The organism is Mucilaginibacter sp. HD30 (assembly GCF_054061755.1).
The window spans coordinates 321,583-338,335 of the sequence record NZ_JBSSEO010000001.1; the positions used below are offsets into that span (position 1 = coordinate 321,583).

A 16,753-nucleotide genomic window follows, 5' to 3' on the forward strand; every position below is an offset into this window, starting at 1 on the left:
TTGATAATCAATAGATAATAGCTTTTCGATGAAACGCAGTGAAACTACTTATTCGTCAGGAGATTTAGCTGTAATCCCTTGATAACTCGCTATAAATCACGGGTTTGTATTTCATTAATATTTAGCCCTTTTTGAAAATCTTCTGAAACGCTTTTTGCAACTTAAACAGCAACTACTCAAACTGTAGTTCCCACTGATCTTCGCCGCCATCTACTACACGAAAAATTCTTTTCTCTACCGTATGCAGGCCATCAGACGAAACCAATTGTACAACTTCGTGGTCATGGAACTCTTCTGTTTGCGATACCATAACTGCTGTTAGGGTATGTGGATCGCCGGGAATGGTTATTGATTTCATAATGTTGGGTTTATAAAATTAACAACAAGTATTTTTTAAAATAGTTTCTACATTACATCGCATTACTGCACCGCGCCAATTGATGGCGCCGCCGGGTTAAACGGCAGTTGGTGATAGTCTAAAGGATCAATCAAATGCCCGCTCAATCCTTTGTTTTTAGCTGCCGATTTGTTTAATAGCTTTAAAGTGCTTTCGTTAAAGCCGGCTGCTGCGTCATCTGTATAATAGATGTTTTTATTTGCTTTGGCCTGAGCTTCAAGCGCGGTGTCAGAGAATTGAAAGATGCGATGAGGTATGCCTGTTGCAGTAAAAGTGTCGTATAACATATTGTTATAAACCTCTTGCACAGACCCGGCAGGCATACCATAATTATCAACCAAACAGGCGCCAAATTCTGCATGGTCCTCGTAATTAAGGTGGCCGGAGGTGTTGTTGTTTAGCTTAATATTAACATAAGTGGTGTTAGGCGCGGCAACAACATTCAAACCCTCTGTTGACTGCCATTCAAACGGACTATATTTGCGCGAGCCGATATTGATGTTATCGTATATCAGGCATTCTGCAGGCGTAGTGCCAAAACTAATAGACCATAACCTTAAAGCGTGACCCTGATACGTTTTTGCATAATTACGGTAATAATCAGCATTGCCTATTATCAAAAAAAAGCCGTTATCGTTATTATTAGTAGGGTTTATGTTAGTAAAAGCATTATCGTGTATGTCCATAGCGTCTGTAGCGCCGGCAAATACCAGGCTGCCCGCGTCGCAATTGGTCCATTGGTTATAGGCAAATTCAATATTCTTGGTTAGGTCGGTAATCTGGGTTGTTGTTACCTGCCCGCCTAACTGGATGGTGCCGTTGCAATTGTCAAACTTATTCCCCCTAAACTTTAGCCCCATATTTTTAACCGACGCGTCTGTGCCGTTCCAAACCGCGCCGCTGCCATATACTATCACGGGATAGTCGCCAATATTTTTGTAGGAAAAGTATTGTAGCGTTACATTTTTATTGGTACCTGATATAGAAGTGGGCCTGTAAAAGTTATCATGTATGTAAAAACCAAAACTATCTGCCGACCCATTACCGCTGATCAATAAATTGCTGCAGTTGCTATAATTTAGGCCGGCATAAATATTTTGAGTTCCGCCCGCATAATTGCCACCATCCATTGCTACCACACCCTTGCCGTTTTTAATGGTGATCTTTGTCGCGGGATTGATATTCTGGATATTAATGGTGCCGTATACACCGGGTGCAATTACAATAAGCGAATTGTCCATATACGTTGTCGCGTTTCCGTCGATAGTAAGGTCACCCGTCCCGGCGCCAACCTTATAAACCTGGCTGAAGCTTTCCTGAGTAGTTGTAGCCATAACATCGCCCAGTTTTTTACATGAAAAAACTGTGCTTAAAGCAAGAAACATGATCAGGAAAATGTACTTCTTCATGGATGATTGTCAGATAGGGTTTATCGCAGAACATCCTGCGGTTTGTGTGATCTGTGGAGTTTATACGCAGCATATGCTGCGGAGGTTTCATTTAAGGAAACCGTGTGCAATGCCATAACGAATAAAACGTAGATCTGTCTTCTCTCAATGCGTTCGAGATGACAAATTCCGTAACCTAATGACATTGCCCTGCGGGGAGGGAGCTTGGGAATGTTCTAAAGATGATTGTAATCAATGGTAGGTAAGCCACTTTGGTATAGTACCTACGGCACGATAATCTTCTTTTCCTTTATTTTCTACCTACCTTTAACTCCTACGGAGGTTCAACTCAATAGCATTAAAGAGAATCTGTGGGACTGAGTGAAAAAAGATAGCCGCTAAAGCGATGGGCTTTAGCGGCTAAATATTGTAGCGTGTAATAATTTTACTTCTTATAATATTTCATAGCCTCTGGTATGGCTTTTTGAATATTGGCTATACGGGTAGCATCGGCAGGGTGGGTGCTTAAAAACTCGGGCGTTGAACCGCCTGTTTTCTGAGCGGCCATACGTTGCCAAAAAGTAACAGCTGTATTCGGGTCATAACCGGCCATAGCCATAAAAGTCAGGCCCAAACGGTCGGCTTCTGTTTCCTGGTCGCGGCCATATTTTAATAAGGCTAACTGACCGCCAACGCCATACAAAGCGCTAATTATATTGGCTGATGATTTATTGTTTGTAGCTGCACCAATAACGCTTCCGCCGGCTTGTGCTGCCAACTCCTGCGACATACGCTCGGCAGAGTGCCTGGCAATAGCGTGTGCAATTTCGTGGCCCATAACTACTGCAAGGCCTGCGTCTGTTTGCGTTACCGGTAATATGCCGCTATAAATAGCTACTTTACCACCCGGCATACACCACGCGTTCACTTCTTCGCTTTGTATTAAATTAAATTCCCAGGCAAACTGATATTGATTAGCATAACCATTTTGATTGAGATATTTTTCAATAGCTACGGCCAATTGTTGCCCAACACGTTTTACACGTTGCGCATCGGTGGTGTTGGTGCTGATTACCTTCGTCTTCGGATCAGACAATAACTGCTGATAACTTGCTGCTGCGGCCTGATTAATTTGCGAATCGTCTACCAGGCTTAATTGCCTGCGACCTGTTAATGGCACGGTTGAGCACGAATAAATAAAGGTAACGGTTAGAAGGGCAAGGATAAATTTAGATATTTTCATAATTTTAAAGGTCGCTGAATACTAATTGTTAATTTCACTATTAACTTAATAAAACAAAGAATGTTTGAGGAGTAAATTAAACTTCTTTCTTCCGGAAGAAATTAACTTTTGATTCTTTACCTCTTATAAGGCGCTCAATGTTTTTTTGGTGGGTAACCAATATTAATACGCACATACACATGCCGTATATAATAACTGATTTTATATAGGTGGGAAATATAAAGGTAACACCTATGGGATACATAAACCCGGCCATTATTGAGCCTAAGGATACATACCTGGTAATAAGCACAACAGCAATAAATATTGATACGCAAAGCAGGGCCGAAGGCAGGTTAACGGCCAGTATCATCCCAAATAAAGTGGCAATACCTTTGCCACCGCGAAAGCCGGCGAAAACCGGGAACAGGTGGCCCATAACAGCGGCTATGCCCAGCGCCAGTTGAAAGTTAGTAAATGAAACTGAGCCAACGGGGCCGGTGGTGGAGATGCCTATCATATAGGCCAGGTTGGTGGCTGTCCATCCTTTTAAAATATCAAGCAGCATAACGGGGATGCCCGCTTTTTTGCCCAGTACCCTAAAGGTGTTTGTAGCGCCCGCGTTGCCGCTGCCGTACTCCCTTACGTCTATATTAAAAAACGCCTGTCCTATCCAAACCGCCGTAGGGATTGAGCCGAACATATAAGCTAAAATAAGTACGGAAATAGAATAGACATTTATCATTCAAAAAACAGATAATAAGCGATCAGTTCACTTAACAAGTTTAATAATATTTAAGCGCGGTTGCGTAAATTTTTTTGATATATATAATAAAAGTTACAGCTACAATAAAAGTTATTAATAAGCCGCCTTTAAACTCAGGTCAAGGCTCTTTACCGAATGCGTTAACTCGCCTATAGAAACATAGTCTACGCCACAATTGGCAAAATCGCGTACGGTATCAACCGTTATCCCGCCTGATGCCTCGGTTATGTACCTGCCTTCAATAATATTAACGGCCTGCTTCAGTTCTGCAAAGTTAAAATTGTCAAGCAATATTCTGTTAACGCCCCCCGTGGCTAAAACCTGCTCCAACTCATCCAGGTTTCTAACCTCAATTTCAATGGCTATTTTTTTGTTTTGTTCTTTTAGATATTGATGGGTGTTTTCAATAGCATTTCTTATGCCTCCTGCGTAATCAACATGATTATCCTTTATCAGGATCATATCATACAAGCCAAAACGGTGGTTCACGCCTCCGCCAATGCGTACGGCCCATTTTTCAAGATACCGTATGCCGGGTGTTGTTTTGCGTGTATCCAATACTTTGGTATTGGTACCTTTAAGCAAATCAACTATATGCCGGGTTTTAGTAGCAATACCACTCATGCGCTGCATGCAGTTAAGTACAAGGCGTTCTGCTTTAAGTATGCTTTGTGCATCGCCCTCTACCCATAAAACTATGTCTTTTGGTTTAACAAGCGCTCCGTCGGTTATCAATACTTCTACTTTTAATGCAGGGTCAACCTCTTTAAAAATAAGGAGCGCCAGTTCAACACCGGCAATTACGCCTTCATCTTTTACTAATAATTTGGCTTTCCCCTGCGTGCCGTGGGGAATGGTTGCCAATGATGTATGGTCGCCATCGCCAACGTCTTCGGCCAGGGCATTGGTTATAAATCTTTTTAAAAGTTCCGTATCCAAATTGTACAGGGGTTTTATGCCTCAAAAGTAATAACATTTTTTATATGCTGGCATCAAATTGTCCTTTCGGGCTATAGCGAGAGAACTATACACGCGTTGAGCCACAGGACGGGCCGGTGCATAGATCTGTCACAGTGTTAAAGAGTACAAGTGTTTAAAACCCAAAGCCTAACTGCACACCACCATGCATCAACTGAATGTTTTCTGAAGAAACGCCGCTAAAAGGAATTTTTATAAAAGGGGCAAAATTTAATTTACCACGGCCAAAGTTGATTTTTTTGCCTGCAGAGAGTGTATAAAAACCAACATAACCGGCAATTTTCTCGTTGCTTTTTGCAGTGGTTTCTTCTGTAACTACGCTGATGGCGTTAGCTAAGCCATTGGCAGACGATGAACTTACCGCATGGTTACTTATTAAATTATAGGAAAGATCATTGCCAATTACAGACATGGCCGAGACACCTGCGCTCACAAAAAAGCCGCCCTTAGTTTTATATTGAAAACTAAGCGGAATTTCAAGACCGGATAAAGCAAGTTTTACATCTTTTACGCTTTGTGTAGATGTTGAGGAAAGAGATTGAGATGGTGAAGCGTATGAGGCGTTATATCCCTGCAAACTATAGTTTCGTGTAGCATCGCCGGGGAGCGCGTTTCTGTTTGATCCGGCATTTACATAAGCATAGGCTATGCCACTGCTAACAGAAAAGCTTTTATTTATATTATAAGCTACCTCTACGCCGGTGCCAAAATTCATTTTCTGATTACCTACAGAAGGCGATACCATGAGCGCGTAACTTAAAATTTTGTCCTTCTTTTTATCAGCAGCAAATGGTTTTGGTTTGTTAAGGTCGGCAAGGCTGTCGTAGTTTAGTCTTTGCGCACCTCTTTCATAACGTTTAGGTTCTGCCTTTACAACAACCGGCACGTCCTTAATTACAACAAATTGATCTGCTGTATTTTTTGAAGCATTAATAGCATTAGCAACCGCGGTAGAATCCGTCTTTAATTTCAGCAATTCTGCTATGTTAGTTGTACCGACCGGTTTTTGATTACCATCTGTTTTAGTTACTCCGGCTACAGCATCTTTAACAACTTTGCGGTTTAAATTTTGTTCGGGAAACCCAGGTGGTAATGGTGTGGTTAACAGCGAAGGAGCAGTTGCTTTACCACTACCGCTTTTTTGGGGCACAACAGGTTGGTTTATGGCCAAACTGTCGTGCGCCGGGTTGGTTTCAGGGTAGATATAGGGTGGTTTTGTAGTATTTTTTGTTTGATTTTTTTCTTTATCAACCGGTGTTGAAGGTTTAAAAAGCCACGCAGCGTAACCCAGGAATAGCAATACAGATGCCGCAGCCACCAGCCGCAGATATACCAGGCCTGGCCTACGCTTTTTCTTTTTCACAAATCCTTCCCACGCACCCGGTACGTAAGCATCCTCGTGAGCATGCAGCACGTTTTCTATCTCGTAAAACAGATCCTTCTCGTCTTTCATCGTGCGTGTTGGTTACCGTTATAAAGCGCCACGAGTTTTGCTTTTGCTCTTGTTAAGTATACTCTGCTGGTACTTGGCGGGATATTCAATTTAACGGCTATCTCTTCGTGCGAGAAGCCTTCAATTGCATGCATGTTAAATATAAGCTGCTGTACATCAGGCAAGCGGCCAATAAGCGTCAAAATATCCTGGTAGCTAAGGTTATCAGGGGTTTCAACAGCAATATCAGTTTGGGTATCGCTGCCTAAATCCTCTAAATATATAATGGAACGTTTTGCGCGTATGCGGTCAATTGCAACATTGGCGGTGATGCGGCCTATCCACCCTTTAAATGCTTTGTGCTTTTCGTCTGGCGGGCCATTGAATGCGAAACTGTCCAGCTTTTTAAAGATTCGAACGAATGAGTCGTTGATCAATTCAACCGACTCATTGCGTTCTTTTGTATACCTGTACGCCACACCCGATAAATAACCAAAATAAGTTTTGTACAAAAGTTCCTCACTCCTGAAATCCTTTTTTATACATCCCTCAATTAGTTTTTCTAATGTCTGCTCTTTATTTCGCACAAGCAAATATCATAACCTCGCCGCAGTATTAGTGCAAAAAGCCCCTCTACTTTAATAGTTTACAATCACATCGCCGCTTAAACCTGTGGCGCCTGTGCCGGTATAAAAGCCTTTTGCCACAATAGTGTAAATACGACCGGTTTGTATGGTTACAGACGGAAGTAAAAATTTATCAACGGTTGAACCACTTTGACGAATAACGAAGTTATAGTTTTGGTTACCGTCAATAGCTGTAAAGTCGCTATTTTCCTTGTACGCTCTATTGCTCACAACAGTAGCACCGCTGCTGGTTACCAGATCAAGTGAGGGAGAGCCAACACTCATATTAACAAAACGAACATTGGCTTTGCCCGTAGCAGGGTTGGTCAATTTATCTTCCAATACAACAAATTCAGGCGTTGCCCAAGGTCCGGTTAACCAGGCAGAATATATAGCACCCTCCTGAAATGTGGTGGTAATACTTAGTTTTTTAATTTCGCGTTGATAAGCAGCTAATTCCCTGGTCCCTGCAATCGCATTCACATAATACCCATAAGTGCCATAGCCTACCGAATCACTATTTAAAACGCTGTTGTTTAATTTGAACGAAATTTTTGGCGCATCCGGCGATACGTGGTAAACGGCAAAGGTTGATACCGGCTGCGAAGGTTCATTATCGGTCTTGGCACAACCTGCTGCCAGTAAAACGGCAAACCCCGCTATCGCAAAATTTTTAATTGATTTAAAGTGTTTCATAATATTAAATTTATTCGTTATCCTGCTGTTAAACGAAGGTAAACTTCATTTCGCTACAGGGATAGATTTTTTTTTAAAAGAAATAATGTTGACAGACGAAGCGCGCAGAATTTACCGGGATGCTATTTAACCATTTCGGGCTCTATCAGCAATTTTATTAGCTGTATGGCACCGTTTTCATTTTTAAGATTAAAAGAAACCCGGTATGGTCCTTTAGCTGTTGAAAGAATAACTACACCGTACTGAAAGCTGCTGCCATTAATTATTTTATGGAGCACTTTAGTGCCAAGCGGCTTATTTTGTGCGAAAAATTTTTCTAACATGCTTTCTGCCGCGGCCCTGGTGAGCATGTCCTGATCTGAGCCCGGCAGTCCAATTTCAACTTCGGCGGGAAAAAGTTTAGCAATTTCGTGCACAGCACCTTTGCCTAACAATTGCGCAACGGTGTCTACAGTATCAGCTGGTGACACAGGAAAAAACAGAAAGGCGAGCAGTGGTAAGTAAAGTAATTTCATAGCAGGTAAGACAAGGTAAACAATGTTTGCGCAAATAAGCGCAGCTATAAATTATAATGTATACAACGCGACATTTATATTTGCATTGTGGAAAATACGAAAAAACTTGCATTAATTATATTGGATGGCTGGGGTTATGGCCGTAACGACCAATCTAACGCCATTTTGGCGGCAAACACCCCTTTTTTTGATCATTTAATAAACACTTATCCCCACTCAAAGCTCGAGGCTTCGGGAATGGCTGTTGGTTTGCCTGACGGGCAGATGGGCAACTCTGAAGTAGGGCACATGAATTTGGGTGCCGGTCGGGTGGTTTACCAGGAACTTGGCCGCATTAACAAAGCTGTAGATGAGCATGAGCTACCCGGTAACCCCGTTTTACAAGATGCCTTTAACTATGCCAAACAAAATGGTAAGGCTGTTCACTTCATTGGCTTGGTGTCTGATGGTGGTGTGCACTCGCATATAAAACATTTAAAAGGCTTATGTGATGCGGCGGGCGAGTACAATTTGGATAACGTTTTTATCCATGCATTTTTAGATGGCCGCGATACTGATCCTAAATCGGGATTAGGTTTCATTACCGATCTGGAGCAGCATATTGCTGGCACTAAGGTTCAATTAGCATCGGCCATTGGCCGCTACTACGCCATGGATAGGGATAACCGTTGGGAGCGTGTTAAACAAGCTTATGATGTAATGGTTAATGGTGTTGGCGAAGCCGTAAATGATATTCCGCAGGCTATAAAAAGCCAGTATTTGCAGGATGTTACAGATGAATTTATGCCGCCAATTGTTAAAACCAACAGCACCGGGCAACCCTTAGCTGTTATTAAAGAAGGCGATGTGGTTATCTGCTTTAACTTTCGCACAGACCGCGGGCGCGAGATTACCCTGGCTTTAACTCAAAAAGCCTTCCCGGAATATAACCTGCATCCGCTAAAGTTGTATTACGTAACCATGACCACTTATGATGAAACCTATCAAGGTGTTAAAGTAATATTTACAAAAGACGATCTGACAAAAACATTAGGCGAGATTTTGCAGGATGCCGGTAAAAATCAGATTCGTATTGCTGAAACTGAAAAATACCCGCACGTTACCTTTTTCTTTTCGGGTGGGAGAGAGGCAGAGTTCATTAACGAAAAACGTTTGCTGGTACCATCGCCAAAAGTTGCTACTTACGATCTGCAACCCGAAATGAGTGCCCAGGGCATCCGCGATGCTATTATTCCCGAGCTGCAAAGCGGCTGGCCCGATTTCATTGTACTTAACTTTGCCAATACAGATATGGTTGGCCATACCGGCGTATTCAGCGCGGTTGTAAAAGCTGCTGAAACTGTTGATGCCTGCGCGCAGGCGGTTATTGAAACCGGTATAGCCAATGGCTATTCATTCATAATACTGGCAGACCACGGCAATGCCGATTATATGATAAACGACGACGGATCTCCAAACACGGCGCATACAACTAACCTTGTGCCTTGTATTGTTATTGATAAAGATGTAATACATGTAAATGATGGTAAATTAGGTGATGTTGCACCTACCATTTTAAAAATATTAGGCGTTGCCATTCCCACCGAAATGAGCGGGAATGTTTTGGTGTAATTGAGCGTTTTAGAATATAAAAAAGGCCGCGTTGTTATTTAACGCGGCCTTTGCTGTTACTGAGTAGGGCCTCTCGTAGAGGGCCCAGCATAGGCGGAAATTGTAAAGCCCGAACACCCTTATGGGTACTTTTTCTTATATTGTGACGCTAAAATTGGTAACCATGAGACCTAAGATCATCCTTTACTTTTTTTTTGTTTCATTGCTTATTATTTCCTGTAAAAAAAGCCAACCCAATGTTGACAATACAACAGCGGATGTGGCTGTTGCGGCGGGAATGGAACACTCGTTAATATTGAAAACCGACGGAACTGTTTGGGCCTGCGGCAGTAATGGTTTTTTAAAGACTGATGATGGAAGTACTACCTATCATCGCCCAAAATTCACAAAAATAGCAGAGCATGTGAAGGCCGTCAGTGCAGGCTTTCAACATACCATGCTGCTAAAAACAGACAATACGCTTTGGGCATGCGGCTATAATTTTGACGGTCAGTTGGGGATAGGTACCAAAGAATTAAGTAATAGCATGCGCAAGGTGGCTGATGGTGTTAACGCGGTGGAATGTGGTAACCTGGCCACCCTAATATTGAAGGACGATAATACGCTTTGGGGCTCCGGCAGAAATAACTATGGCGAGCTGGGCAATGCTACAATTGGTGGTACTACCTCTTTTGCAAAAATAGCCGATGATGTTACAGCCATGAGTTTAAACGGGCATTTTACTATGGTCATTAAAAAAGACAATACACTTTGGGCAGCTGGAAATAACACTTACGGGCAACTTGGGAATGGAACTCAAACAGATGTCAACACATTTGTTAAAGTTGCTGATGGCGTTAAAGCGGTAAGCGCGGGGATATTTCAAGCCTTAATTATAAAAAATGATAATACGCTTTGGGCTAGCGGCCTTAATACCAGCGGGCAGTTAGGTGATGGTTCCTATACAGACAAATCTTCATTTGTAAAAATTACCGACAATGTTAAGGCTGTTTCAACAAATTCGTCTTATTCATTAGTGTTGAAAAGCGATGGTAGTTTATTTACCTGCGGGACAGCGTTTATTTATCCCGATCCTACAAATAAATCGAGTAATTACCCTAATCTTGTAAAAATTGCATCAGAAGTGAAAGCGATAAAGGCCGGAGCAGGTCATTGCCTTATCATTAAAAACGATAATTCTGTATGGGCGGCTGGTGGTAACTCAGAAAATCAGTTAGGCGATGGCACAACCCTAAAAAGGGAAATATTTGTGCCTGTGCAATATCAGTAGTTTTAAATACCAGTGACATTCTCATCGCTTGTCGAAGCCTTGGCTTATTCATAAATGCGTCAAGTTTTAGCTTCACGCAAGCAGAATGCTTGCATTGTTTAGGCTCGAAAGTTGACAACCTTCGACCAGTTGTAAAAAGGCTGCGATATTAAATTTACGTGGCCTTTTTAGTTTTTATCAACCCGGGACAGGCGCTTAATGCGGCAGCCTGCCTTTAAGCAAACCGTACAGGTACGTGCCTAACAAAGCGCCAATCACCACAATGATCATGGTTATATATCCATACCCAATGTTTACGAACATTGGGCCGGGGCAAGCGCCGGTCAAAGCCCATCCCAATCCAAAAATCAAGCCTCCAATAATGTGCTTTTTAAAGCTTTTGTCTTTATCGGGCAGGCTGATGGCATTGCCATCAGAATCTTTTAAATTGAATTTTTTTATCAGGTAAACGGCCACTGCGCCAACAATAACTGCCGTACCAATAATGCCATACATGTGGAATGATTGGAAACGAAACATCTCCTGTATGCGATACCAGGATACTGCTTCTGATTTTACCATCACAATACCAAAGATTATCCCGGCAAGTACAAATCTAAAGCCCTTCATATTTTGAAGATCAGCGGAAAAAGTAAATGAGTCATGATAAGGCCGCCTGCGAAAAAGCCGATAACGGCCAACAGCGATGGCAATTGCAGGTTGGATAAGCCGCTGATGGCATGGCCTGATGTGCAGCCGCCAGCATAACGCGAGCCAAAGCCCACTAACAAACCACCGGTTAACAGTAAAATCATGTTTTTTATGGAAAGCGCTTGGATACTATATAGTTGCTCCGGGTTCAAATGCCCGTCAAAATGGATGCCTAAGGCGCTTAGATCGTTTATTGTAGCGGCAGAAAGTTGCAGCGGACCATCGTTTCTTAAAAGCGTGGCCGAAATAATGCCTCCCATAACAGAACCTATTAAAAACAGAAGGTTCCATTTTTGGGTCTTCCAGTCAAAATCAAAAAACTTTACTCTTTTACCTGCGCCTGCCATAGTACACATGGTGCGAAGGTTAGCCGAAAACCCGAATGATTTACCGTAATACAACAGTAAAGTCATAATCATGGCAATGGATAACCCGGACACATACCATGGCCATGGTTGTTTCAAAAGTTGCAGCATTATATTATTATTGATTTATAATTTTTAAAGCCTGGTGGTTGGGCAAACATAATTGCTCGTGTCAAAACGCCCGGATTCTTTAAGCGCTTTAAACCCACCCTTAACATCTACAAGCTTGTTAAACCCACGCGCCCTTAACATGCTGTTAAATATCATAGAACGGTAACCCCCGGCACAATGCACATAATAGGTTTTTGTTTTATCAAGCTCTGCCAGGTGGTCATTAATGTCTTCAAGGGGAAGATTTTCAGCCTTTAAAAGATGTTCAGCATTATATTCACTTTGTTTGCGTACATCAATAATATTTACACTGTGTGCGCGAGCTATATCTGCAAGTTCTTCGGCTGATAAAGACTGTATCGTATCGGTCTCTTTGCCTGCTGCTATCCATGCCGCTACGCCATCTTTAAGGTAACCGATAGCGTTGTCGTAGCCCACCCTGGCCAGGCGGGTAACGGCTTCTTCCTCACGCCCATCTTCGGTAATTAGTAATATTGGCTGATCAATGTCGGGGATAAGAGCGCCTACCCACGGCGCAAAACTACCATCAAAGCCAATGTTGATGGAGTTTGGAATAAATGATCGGGCAAAATCCTGCGCAGTGCGGGTGTCAAGCAACAGGGCACCTGTAGTATTCGCAGCAGCCTCAAAAGCATCAGCTGTTAATGGCTGTTTACCTTTATACAACACATTGTCAATGTTTTCGTAACCATCTTTGTTCAATTTAACATTGAGTGGAAAATAAGGCGGCGGAGGCAGGAGGCCGCGAGTTACCTCAACAATAAACTCTTCCTTAGTCATGTTTTCGCGCAGCGCGTAATTGAATTTTTTTTGATTGCCTAAGGTATCAGTAGTTTCCTTACTGATGTTCTTACCACAGGCTGACCCCGCACCATGTGCCGGATAAACAATCACTTTATCGCTTAATGGCATGATGCGGTTGCGAAGCGAATCAAACAAGTTTCCGGCCAGATCTTCTTGTGTTACGCTGCCGGCCTTTTGCGCCAGATCCGGGCGGCCAACATCACCAATAAACAGTGTATCGCCAGAAAATAAGGCTATTTCTTCACCTTGTTCATCAATCAGCAAATAACAAACCGACTCCATTGTGTGGCCGGGCGTATGCAAAACTCTAATGGTAATTTCACCTACTTTAAATTCTTCATTATCCTGAGCAATGTGGGCATCAAAGCCTGTTTCGGCATTAGGGCCATAAACGATAGTTGCACCGGTTTTCCTGGCCAGATCAATATGCCCGGATACAAAATCGGCATGGAAGTGTGTTTCGAATACGTATTTTATTTTCGCTCCAGATGTCTGTGCCTTTTTGATATAAGGTTCCACCTCACGAAGCGGATCGATGATAGCCGCGTCGGTTCCGGATTGGATATAGTAAGCTCCCTGCGCTAAACATCCGGTATATATTTGTTCTATCGTCATTTTTATACTGTGAATAATCTCTACGCAAATATCGGTATGTTATCTGCTTTTTAGCGGCGACTAAAGTCATCCGGCAGTTATTTCTTTCAGGGTTATAAAAATAACTCTTTGGTAATAATATAAATACCCATAACCAGCACAAACCAGCCAAACCCTTTTTTTAGCTTAACGCCATCTGCTTTTTTATTAATGGCATCGCCTATAAATGTACCCGCAACGGCTATTGCTGTAATTTTTATTAGAAAGAGCCAGTCTATTTTAAAATGCCCAAGATCGCCGGTGAAACCGATAAGTGAGTTAAGGGCAATGATAAGTAACGAGGTGCCAATAGCTTCTTTCATGGGCAGGCCGACAAATAATACCAGCATTGGGATGAGCAGAAAACCGCCACCTGCACCTAATAAGCCCGTTACTAAACCAATAGCAGCACCATAGCCTAAAAGCTTGGGTAAATTAAGCAACTTGTTAGTGGGAATATCATTCACATCATTTTCCCGCCCGCTGCTTATCATGGCAATTGCCGCCGCTATCATAAGCACGGCGAACAGTATCATGGTCAATATATTTTCGGTAAGTTCAAATGACCCGATCTGGGCAATATGCTTTGGTAAACGTTGAATAACGAATTTACGGGTAAAAAAAACAGTAGTTATAGAAGCAATACCAAAAAGCAAGGCCGTTTTTATGTTTACCAACTCCTTGCGATAATTATTATAGGCGCCAACCATACTAGTAGTGCCAACAATAAACAAAGAATACGAGGTTGCCAGCAACGGACTAATGCCAAACAGGTAAACCAGCACTGGTACCGTCATGATAGAACCGCCGCCACCTATCAGCCCTAAAGATACACCGATGAGGGCAGAGGCGACGTAAGCAAAGATATCCATGCGCAAAAATAGCATAGTTCTTGCGCCATTACCTAATGCGATAGTCAAATCTCGCTTTTGTATATGTAACTTGCTGCCAACTACTTCGTTTTCGTAAAAAGTCTGTATATTAATTTCATAAATTGTGAGTTGCCAAGTGTATTTCGCAGATTTATACCTGTATTATCAACCCGATAATATTGATATAAACCAAATAGCCCTTTTATGATGAAAGCATCGCTTATAAAATTTATTTTTATCCTTACGGCTGTGTTGTGCAGCACCACCCTACACGCTGAAAATGGATATGACCTGTGGCTTAGAAAAGGCCCTGCAAAACCTGTTAAGGTTGTTGTGTCAGGCAAAAAGTCGGCTACTTTAGATGTGGCAAAGGAAGAACTCGCTAAATTTTGGCAGGGCACCCCAAATGCCACTGTTCAGCTGGTGGTGAAAGCCGATAAGGCGCTTAAAACCGATGGCTTTAAAATTAATGGAGGTGTAATTACTGCCGGTAACGATGCAGGTATTCTTTACGGAGTGTATGATATGCTGCGCAGAATGGCCAGCGGACAATCAACCGATAATATATTGTCAAATCCATCGTACCAGCGCCGCGTATTGAACCACTGGGACAACCCGACCGGTAATATTGAACACGGCTTTGCCGGAAAATCGATTTTTTGGCGTAACGAGAAAGATTCTGTAACTGTTAACGCAGGCGATATAAGCCGTTGGAAGGATTACGCGCGGCTTAATGCATCTATCGGTATTAACGGCGCTGTTGTTAATAACGTAAACGCACAGCCCATGATGTTATCTGCACCTTATCTAAAAAAGTACGCCGCTATTGCCGCCGCCGTGCGCCCATACGGCATGAAGATCTATATGGCGCCAAACTTTGCTTCGCCAATACGCCAGGGTGGATTAAAAACAGCCGACCCGCTTGACCCTGAAGTTATTAAATACTGGCAGGCAAAAGCTAAAGAAATATATGCCTTGATACCAGACTTTGGCGGATTTTTAATTAAAGCCAACAGCGAAGGGCAACCTGGTCCGCAGGATTACAAACGTACACACGTAGACGGCGCAAATATGCTGGCTGATGCGCTTAAACCTTACGGAGGCATTGTTATGTGGCGGGCATTTGTGTATGCTCCCAACGATCCCGACAGGGCTAAACAAGCCGTTCAGGAATTTATGCCGTTTGATGGGCAGTTTAGAGATAACGTTATTATCCAGGTAAAAAATGGTCCGGTTGATTTCCAGCCGCGCGAACCATTTAGTCCGCTGTTTGGTGCCATGAAGAAAACTTCGGTTATGCCCGAGTTTCAGATCATGCAGGAGTACCTTGGGCAGGCCAAGCACCTGGTATTTTTATCAACCATGTGGGAAGAGTGCCTTAAAAGCGACACCTATCAGGCTGGCGCAGGCAGTACTGTTGGTAAGGTTACCGATGGCAGCATCTATCCGCAAAAATATACGGCTATTGCAGGTGTATCAAACATTGGTTTAGACAGTAACTGGACAGCACACCCGTTTGCCGCAGCCAACTGGTATGCGTTTGGCAGATTAGGTTGGGATAATACACTAACCAGCGCGCAGATAGCCGGCGAGTGGTTGAAATTAACCTTCGCCCCGGTTACCGACGAAGGTAAAGCTGCCATGGCCACCAAAAACTGGGATGCCGGCTTTTTGGCCCCGGTAAAAAAAATGATGTTAGACAGCCGCGAGGCCGCGGTTAATTACATGATGCCGCTTGGGCTTCACCACCAGTTCTCGGCTTCTGATCATTACGGACCGGGTTCATGGTATGCGCCGCCACGTACGCGTGCAGATTGGACGCCGCCATATTACCATAAAGCAGATAAACAAGGCATTGGTTTTAACAGAACTAAGACTGGGACAGATGCCGTTAGCCAGTACCACGAGCCCCTTAATACAACTTATTCATCACTGGAGAATATCCCCGAAATTTATTTGCTTTGGTTCCAGCACGTACCATGGACATATAAAATGAAAAGTGGACGCACCTTGTGGGATGAGCTTTGCATTAAATATGATACAGGCGTCAAGCAGGTAAGGCAGTTTCAGGTTGTTTGGGATATGGCGCAGCCCTTTGTGGATAAGGAACGCTTTGAAAATGTTCAAAGCCGCCTGCGCATCCACGCGCGCGACGCGCAGGTTTGGAAAGATGGCAGTATCCTTTATTTCCAGACATTTAGCGGTATGCCCATACCTTACGAGGTTGAACGCCCGGTAAGGGATCTAAGCTATATACAGAGTGTAGCCCCGGCGAGTATAAAGTAACTCAAATGTTTTATCTTAACAAAATTGAAGGCTGCACCTTATGGTTGCAGCCTTTTGTTATAAGAAACGG

16 protein-coding genes are annotated in these 16,753 nt (G+C 43.0%); 3 read left to right on the top strand and 13 right to left on the bottom strand.

The window, feature by feature from the left end; genetic code table 11:
* Nucleotides 1-172: 172 nt before the first annotated feature.
* The 9 genes from ACVW2L_RS01630 to ACVW2L_RS01670 all read right to left on the bottom strand — a co-directional run bounded on the left by ACVW2L_RS01630 (nucleotide 173) and on the right by ACVW2L_RS01670 (nucleotide 8,020).
* Nucleotides 173-358 carry a hypothetical protein gene (locus ACVW2L_RS01630; RefSeq protein ID WP_457126203.1) on the bottom strand — a complete coding sequence of 62 codons (186 nt, stop codon included), beginning with the start codon at nucleotides 356-358 and terminating at the stop codon, nucleotides 173-175.
* A 62-nt stretch (nucleotides 359-420) separates the two neighbouring features.
* Nucleotides 421-1,806 (bottom strand): hypothetical protein, encoded by a 1,386-nt coding sequence (locus ACVW2L_RS01635; RefSeq protein WP_457126204.1) that lies wholly within the window; start codon nucleotides 1,804-1,806, stop codon nucleotides 421-423.
* Between the two features lie 424 nt (nucleotides 1,807-2,230).
* Nucleotides 2,231-3,028 (bottom strand): M48 family metallopeptidase, encoded by a 798-nt coding sequence (locus ACVW2L_RS01640; RefSeq protein ID WP_457126205.1) that lies wholly within the window; start codon nucleotides 3,026-3,028, stop codon nucleotides 2,231-2,233.
* Between the two features lie 76 nt (nucleotides 3,029-3,104).
* Nucleotides 3,105-3,752 (bottom strand): glycerol-3-phosphate 1-O-acyltransferase PlsY, encoded by a 648-nt coding sequence (plsY, locus tag ACVW2L_RS01645; RefSeq protein ID WP_457126206.1) that lies wholly within the window; start codon nucleotides 3,750-3,752, stop codon nucleotides 3,105-3,107.
* A gap of 114 nt (nucleotides 3,753-3,866) precedes the next feature.
* Nucleotides 3,867-4,712, bottom strand: coding sequence for a carboxylating nicotinate-nucleotide diphosphorylase (gene nadC, locus ACVW2L_RS01650; RefSeq protein ID WP_457126207.1), 846 nt, complete (start codon nucleotides 4,710-4,712; stop codon nucleotides 3,867-3,869).
* A 154-nt stretch (nucleotides 4,713-4,866) separates the two neighbouring features.
* Entirely contained in the window at nucleotides 4,867-6,204 is a 1,338-nt protein-coding gene (locus ACVW2L_RS01655) for a hypothetical protein (RefSeq protein ID WP_457126208.1), read from the bottom strand.
* A complete protein-coding gene (locus ACVW2L_RS01660) occupies nucleotides 6,201-6,770 on the bottom strand; it encodes an RNA polymerase sigma factor (RefSeq protein ID WP_457126209.1) in 570 nt (189 codons plus the stop codon). Before ACVW2L_RS01660 ends, ACVW2L_RS01655 begins: the two co-directional genes overlap by 4 nt.
* 51 nt (nucleotides 6,771-6,821) lie before the next feature.
* Nucleotides 6,822-7,505 carry a DUF4397 domain-containing protein gene (locus ACVW2L_RS01665; protein WP_457126210.1) on the bottom strand — a complete coding sequence of 228 codons (684 nt, stop codon included), beginning with the start codon at nucleotides 7,503-7,505 and terminating at the stop codon, nucleotides 6,822-6,824.
* Nucleotides 7,506-7,627: 122 nt separating this feature from the next.
* Nucleotides 7,628-8,020: a DUF4783 domain-containing protein gene (locus ACVW2L_RS01670; RefSeq protein WP_457126211.1), complete on the bottom strand. Its 393-nt coding sequence runs from the start codon at nucleotides 8,018-8,020 to the stop codon at nucleotides 7,628-7,630.
* An 87-nt stretch (nucleotides 8,021-8,107) separates the two neighbouring features.
* On the opposite strand from ACVW2L_RS01670, the gene gpmI reads away from it, so the two are divergent.
* Together gpmI and ACVW2L_RS01680 are read left to right on the top strand one after the other, a co-directional pair.
* Nucleotides 8,108-9,631 carry a 2,3-bisphosphoglycerate-independent phosphoglycerate mutase gene (gene gpmI / locus ACVW2L_RS01675; protein WP_457126212.1) on the top strand — a complete coding sequence of 508 codons (1,524 nt, stop codon included), beginning with the start codon at nucleotides 8,108-8,110 and terminating at the stop codon, nucleotides 9,629-9,631.
* A gap of 163 nt (nucleotides 9,632-9,794) precedes the next feature.
* Nucleotides 9,795-10,901, top strand: coding sequence for an RCC1 domain-containing protein (locus ACVW2L_RS01680; protein WP_457126213.1), 1,107 nt, complete (start codon nucleotides 9,795-9,797; stop codon nucleotides 10,899-10,901).
* Between the two features lie 195 nt (nucleotides 10,902-11,096).
* Here ACVW2L_RS01680 and ACVW2L_RS01685 read toward each other — a convergent pair whose 3' ends face one another.
* The 4 genes from ACVW2L_RS01685 to ACVW2L_RS01700 form a co-directional block, all read right to left on the bottom strand.
* Entirely contained in the window at nucleotides 11,097-11,510 is a 414-nt protein-coding gene (locus tag ACVW2L_RS01685; protein ID WP_457126214.1) for a DUF6691 family protein, read from the bottom strand.
* On the bottom strand, nucleotides 11,507-12,067 hold the full coding sequence (locus ACVW2L_RS01690; protein WP_457126215.1) for a YeeE/YedE family protein: 561 nt from the start codon (nucleotides 12,065-12,067) through the stop codon (nucleotides 11,507-11,509). Before ACVW2L_RS01690 ends, ACVW2L_RS01685 begins: the two co-directional genes overlap by 4 nt.
* 24 nt (nucleotides 12,068-12,091) lie before the next feature.
* On the bottom strand, nucleotides 12,092-13,507 hold the full coding sequence (locus tag ACVW2L_RS01695; protein WP_457126216.1) for an MBL fold metallo-hydrolase: 1,416 nt from the start codon (nucleotides 13,505-13,507) through the stop codon (nucleotides 12,092-12,094).
* A gap of 92 nt (nucleotides 13,508-13,599) precedes the next feature.
* Nucleotides 13,600-14,397, bottom strand: coding sequence for a sulfite exporter TauE/SafE family protein (locus tag ACVW2L_RS01700; protein WP_457126217.1), 798 nt, complete (start codon nucleotides 14,395-14,397; stop codon nucleotides 13,600-13,602).
* Nucleotides 14,398-14,601: 204 nt separating this feature from the next.
* Between ACVW2L_RS01700 and ACVW2L_RS01705 the strand changes: the two genes are divergently transcribed.
* Complete coding sequence (locus ACVW2L_RS01705; RefSeq protein WP_457126218.1) at nucleotides 14,602-16,683, top strand: alpha-glucuronidase; 2,082 nt, start codon at nucleotides 14,602-14,604, stop codon at nucleotides 16,681-16,683.
* The last annotated feature ends 70 nt before the right edge of the window (nucleotides 16,684-16,753 follow it).

Excerpts from the sequence above, each read along its gene's own strand:
- ACVW2L_RS01655 (WP_457126208.1), bottom strand. The coding sequence starts at position 6,204 with ATGAAAGACGAGAAGGATCTGTTTTACGAGATAGAAAACGTGCTGCAT.
- ACVW2L_RS01635 (WP_457126204.1), bottom strand. The coding sequence starts at position 1,806 with ATGAAGAAGTACATTTTCCTGATCATGTTTCTTGCTTTAAGCACAGTT.
- ACVW2L_RS01680 (WP_457126213.1), top strand. The coding sequence starts at position 9,795 with ATGAGACCTAAGATCATCCTTTACTTTTTTTTTGTTTCATTGCTTATT.
- ACVW2L_RS01700 (WP_457126217.1), bottom strand. The coding sequence starts at position 14,397 with ATGGATATCTTTGCTTACGTCGCCTCTGCCCTCATCGGTGTATCTTTA.
- ACVW2L_RS01670 (WP_457126211.1), bottom strand. The coding sequence starts at position 8,020 with ATGAAATTACTTTACTTACCACTGCTCGCCTTTCTGTTTTTTCCTGTG.
- plsY (WP_457126206.1), bottom strand. The coding sequence starts at position 3,752 with ATGATAAATGTCTATTCTATTTCCGTACTTATTTTAGCTTATATGTTC.
- ACVW2L_RS01690 (WP_457126215.1), bottom strand. The coding sequence starts at position 12,067 with ATGCTGCAACTTTTGAAACAACCATGGCCATGGTATGTGTCCGGGTTA.
- ACVW2L_RS01640 (WP_457126205.1), bottom strand. The coding sequence starts at position 3,028 with ATGAAAATATCTAAATTTATCCTTGCCCTTCTAACCGTTACCTTTATT.
- ACVW2L_RS01695 (WP_457126216.1), bottom strand. The coding sequence starts at position 13,507 with ATGACGATAGAACAAATATATACCGGATGTTTAGCGCAGGGAGCTTAC.
- ACVW2L_RS01685 (WP_457126214.1), bottom strand. The coding sequence starts at position 11,510 with ATGAAGGGCTTTAGATTTGTACTTGCCGGGATAATCTTTGGTATTGTG.
- ACVW2L_RS01705 (WP_457126218.1), top strand. The coding sequence starts at position 14,602 with ATGATGAAAGCATCGCTTATAAAATTTATTTTTATCCTTACGGCTGTG.
- ACVW2L_RS01630 (WP_457126203.1), bottom strand. The coding sequence starts at position 358 with ATGAAATCAATAACCATTCCCGGCGATCCACATACCCTAACAGCAGTT.
- ACVW2L_RS01665 (WP_457126210.1), bottom strand. The coding sequence starts at position 7,505 with ATGAAACACTTTAAATCAATTAAAAATTTTGCGATAGCGGGGTTTGCC.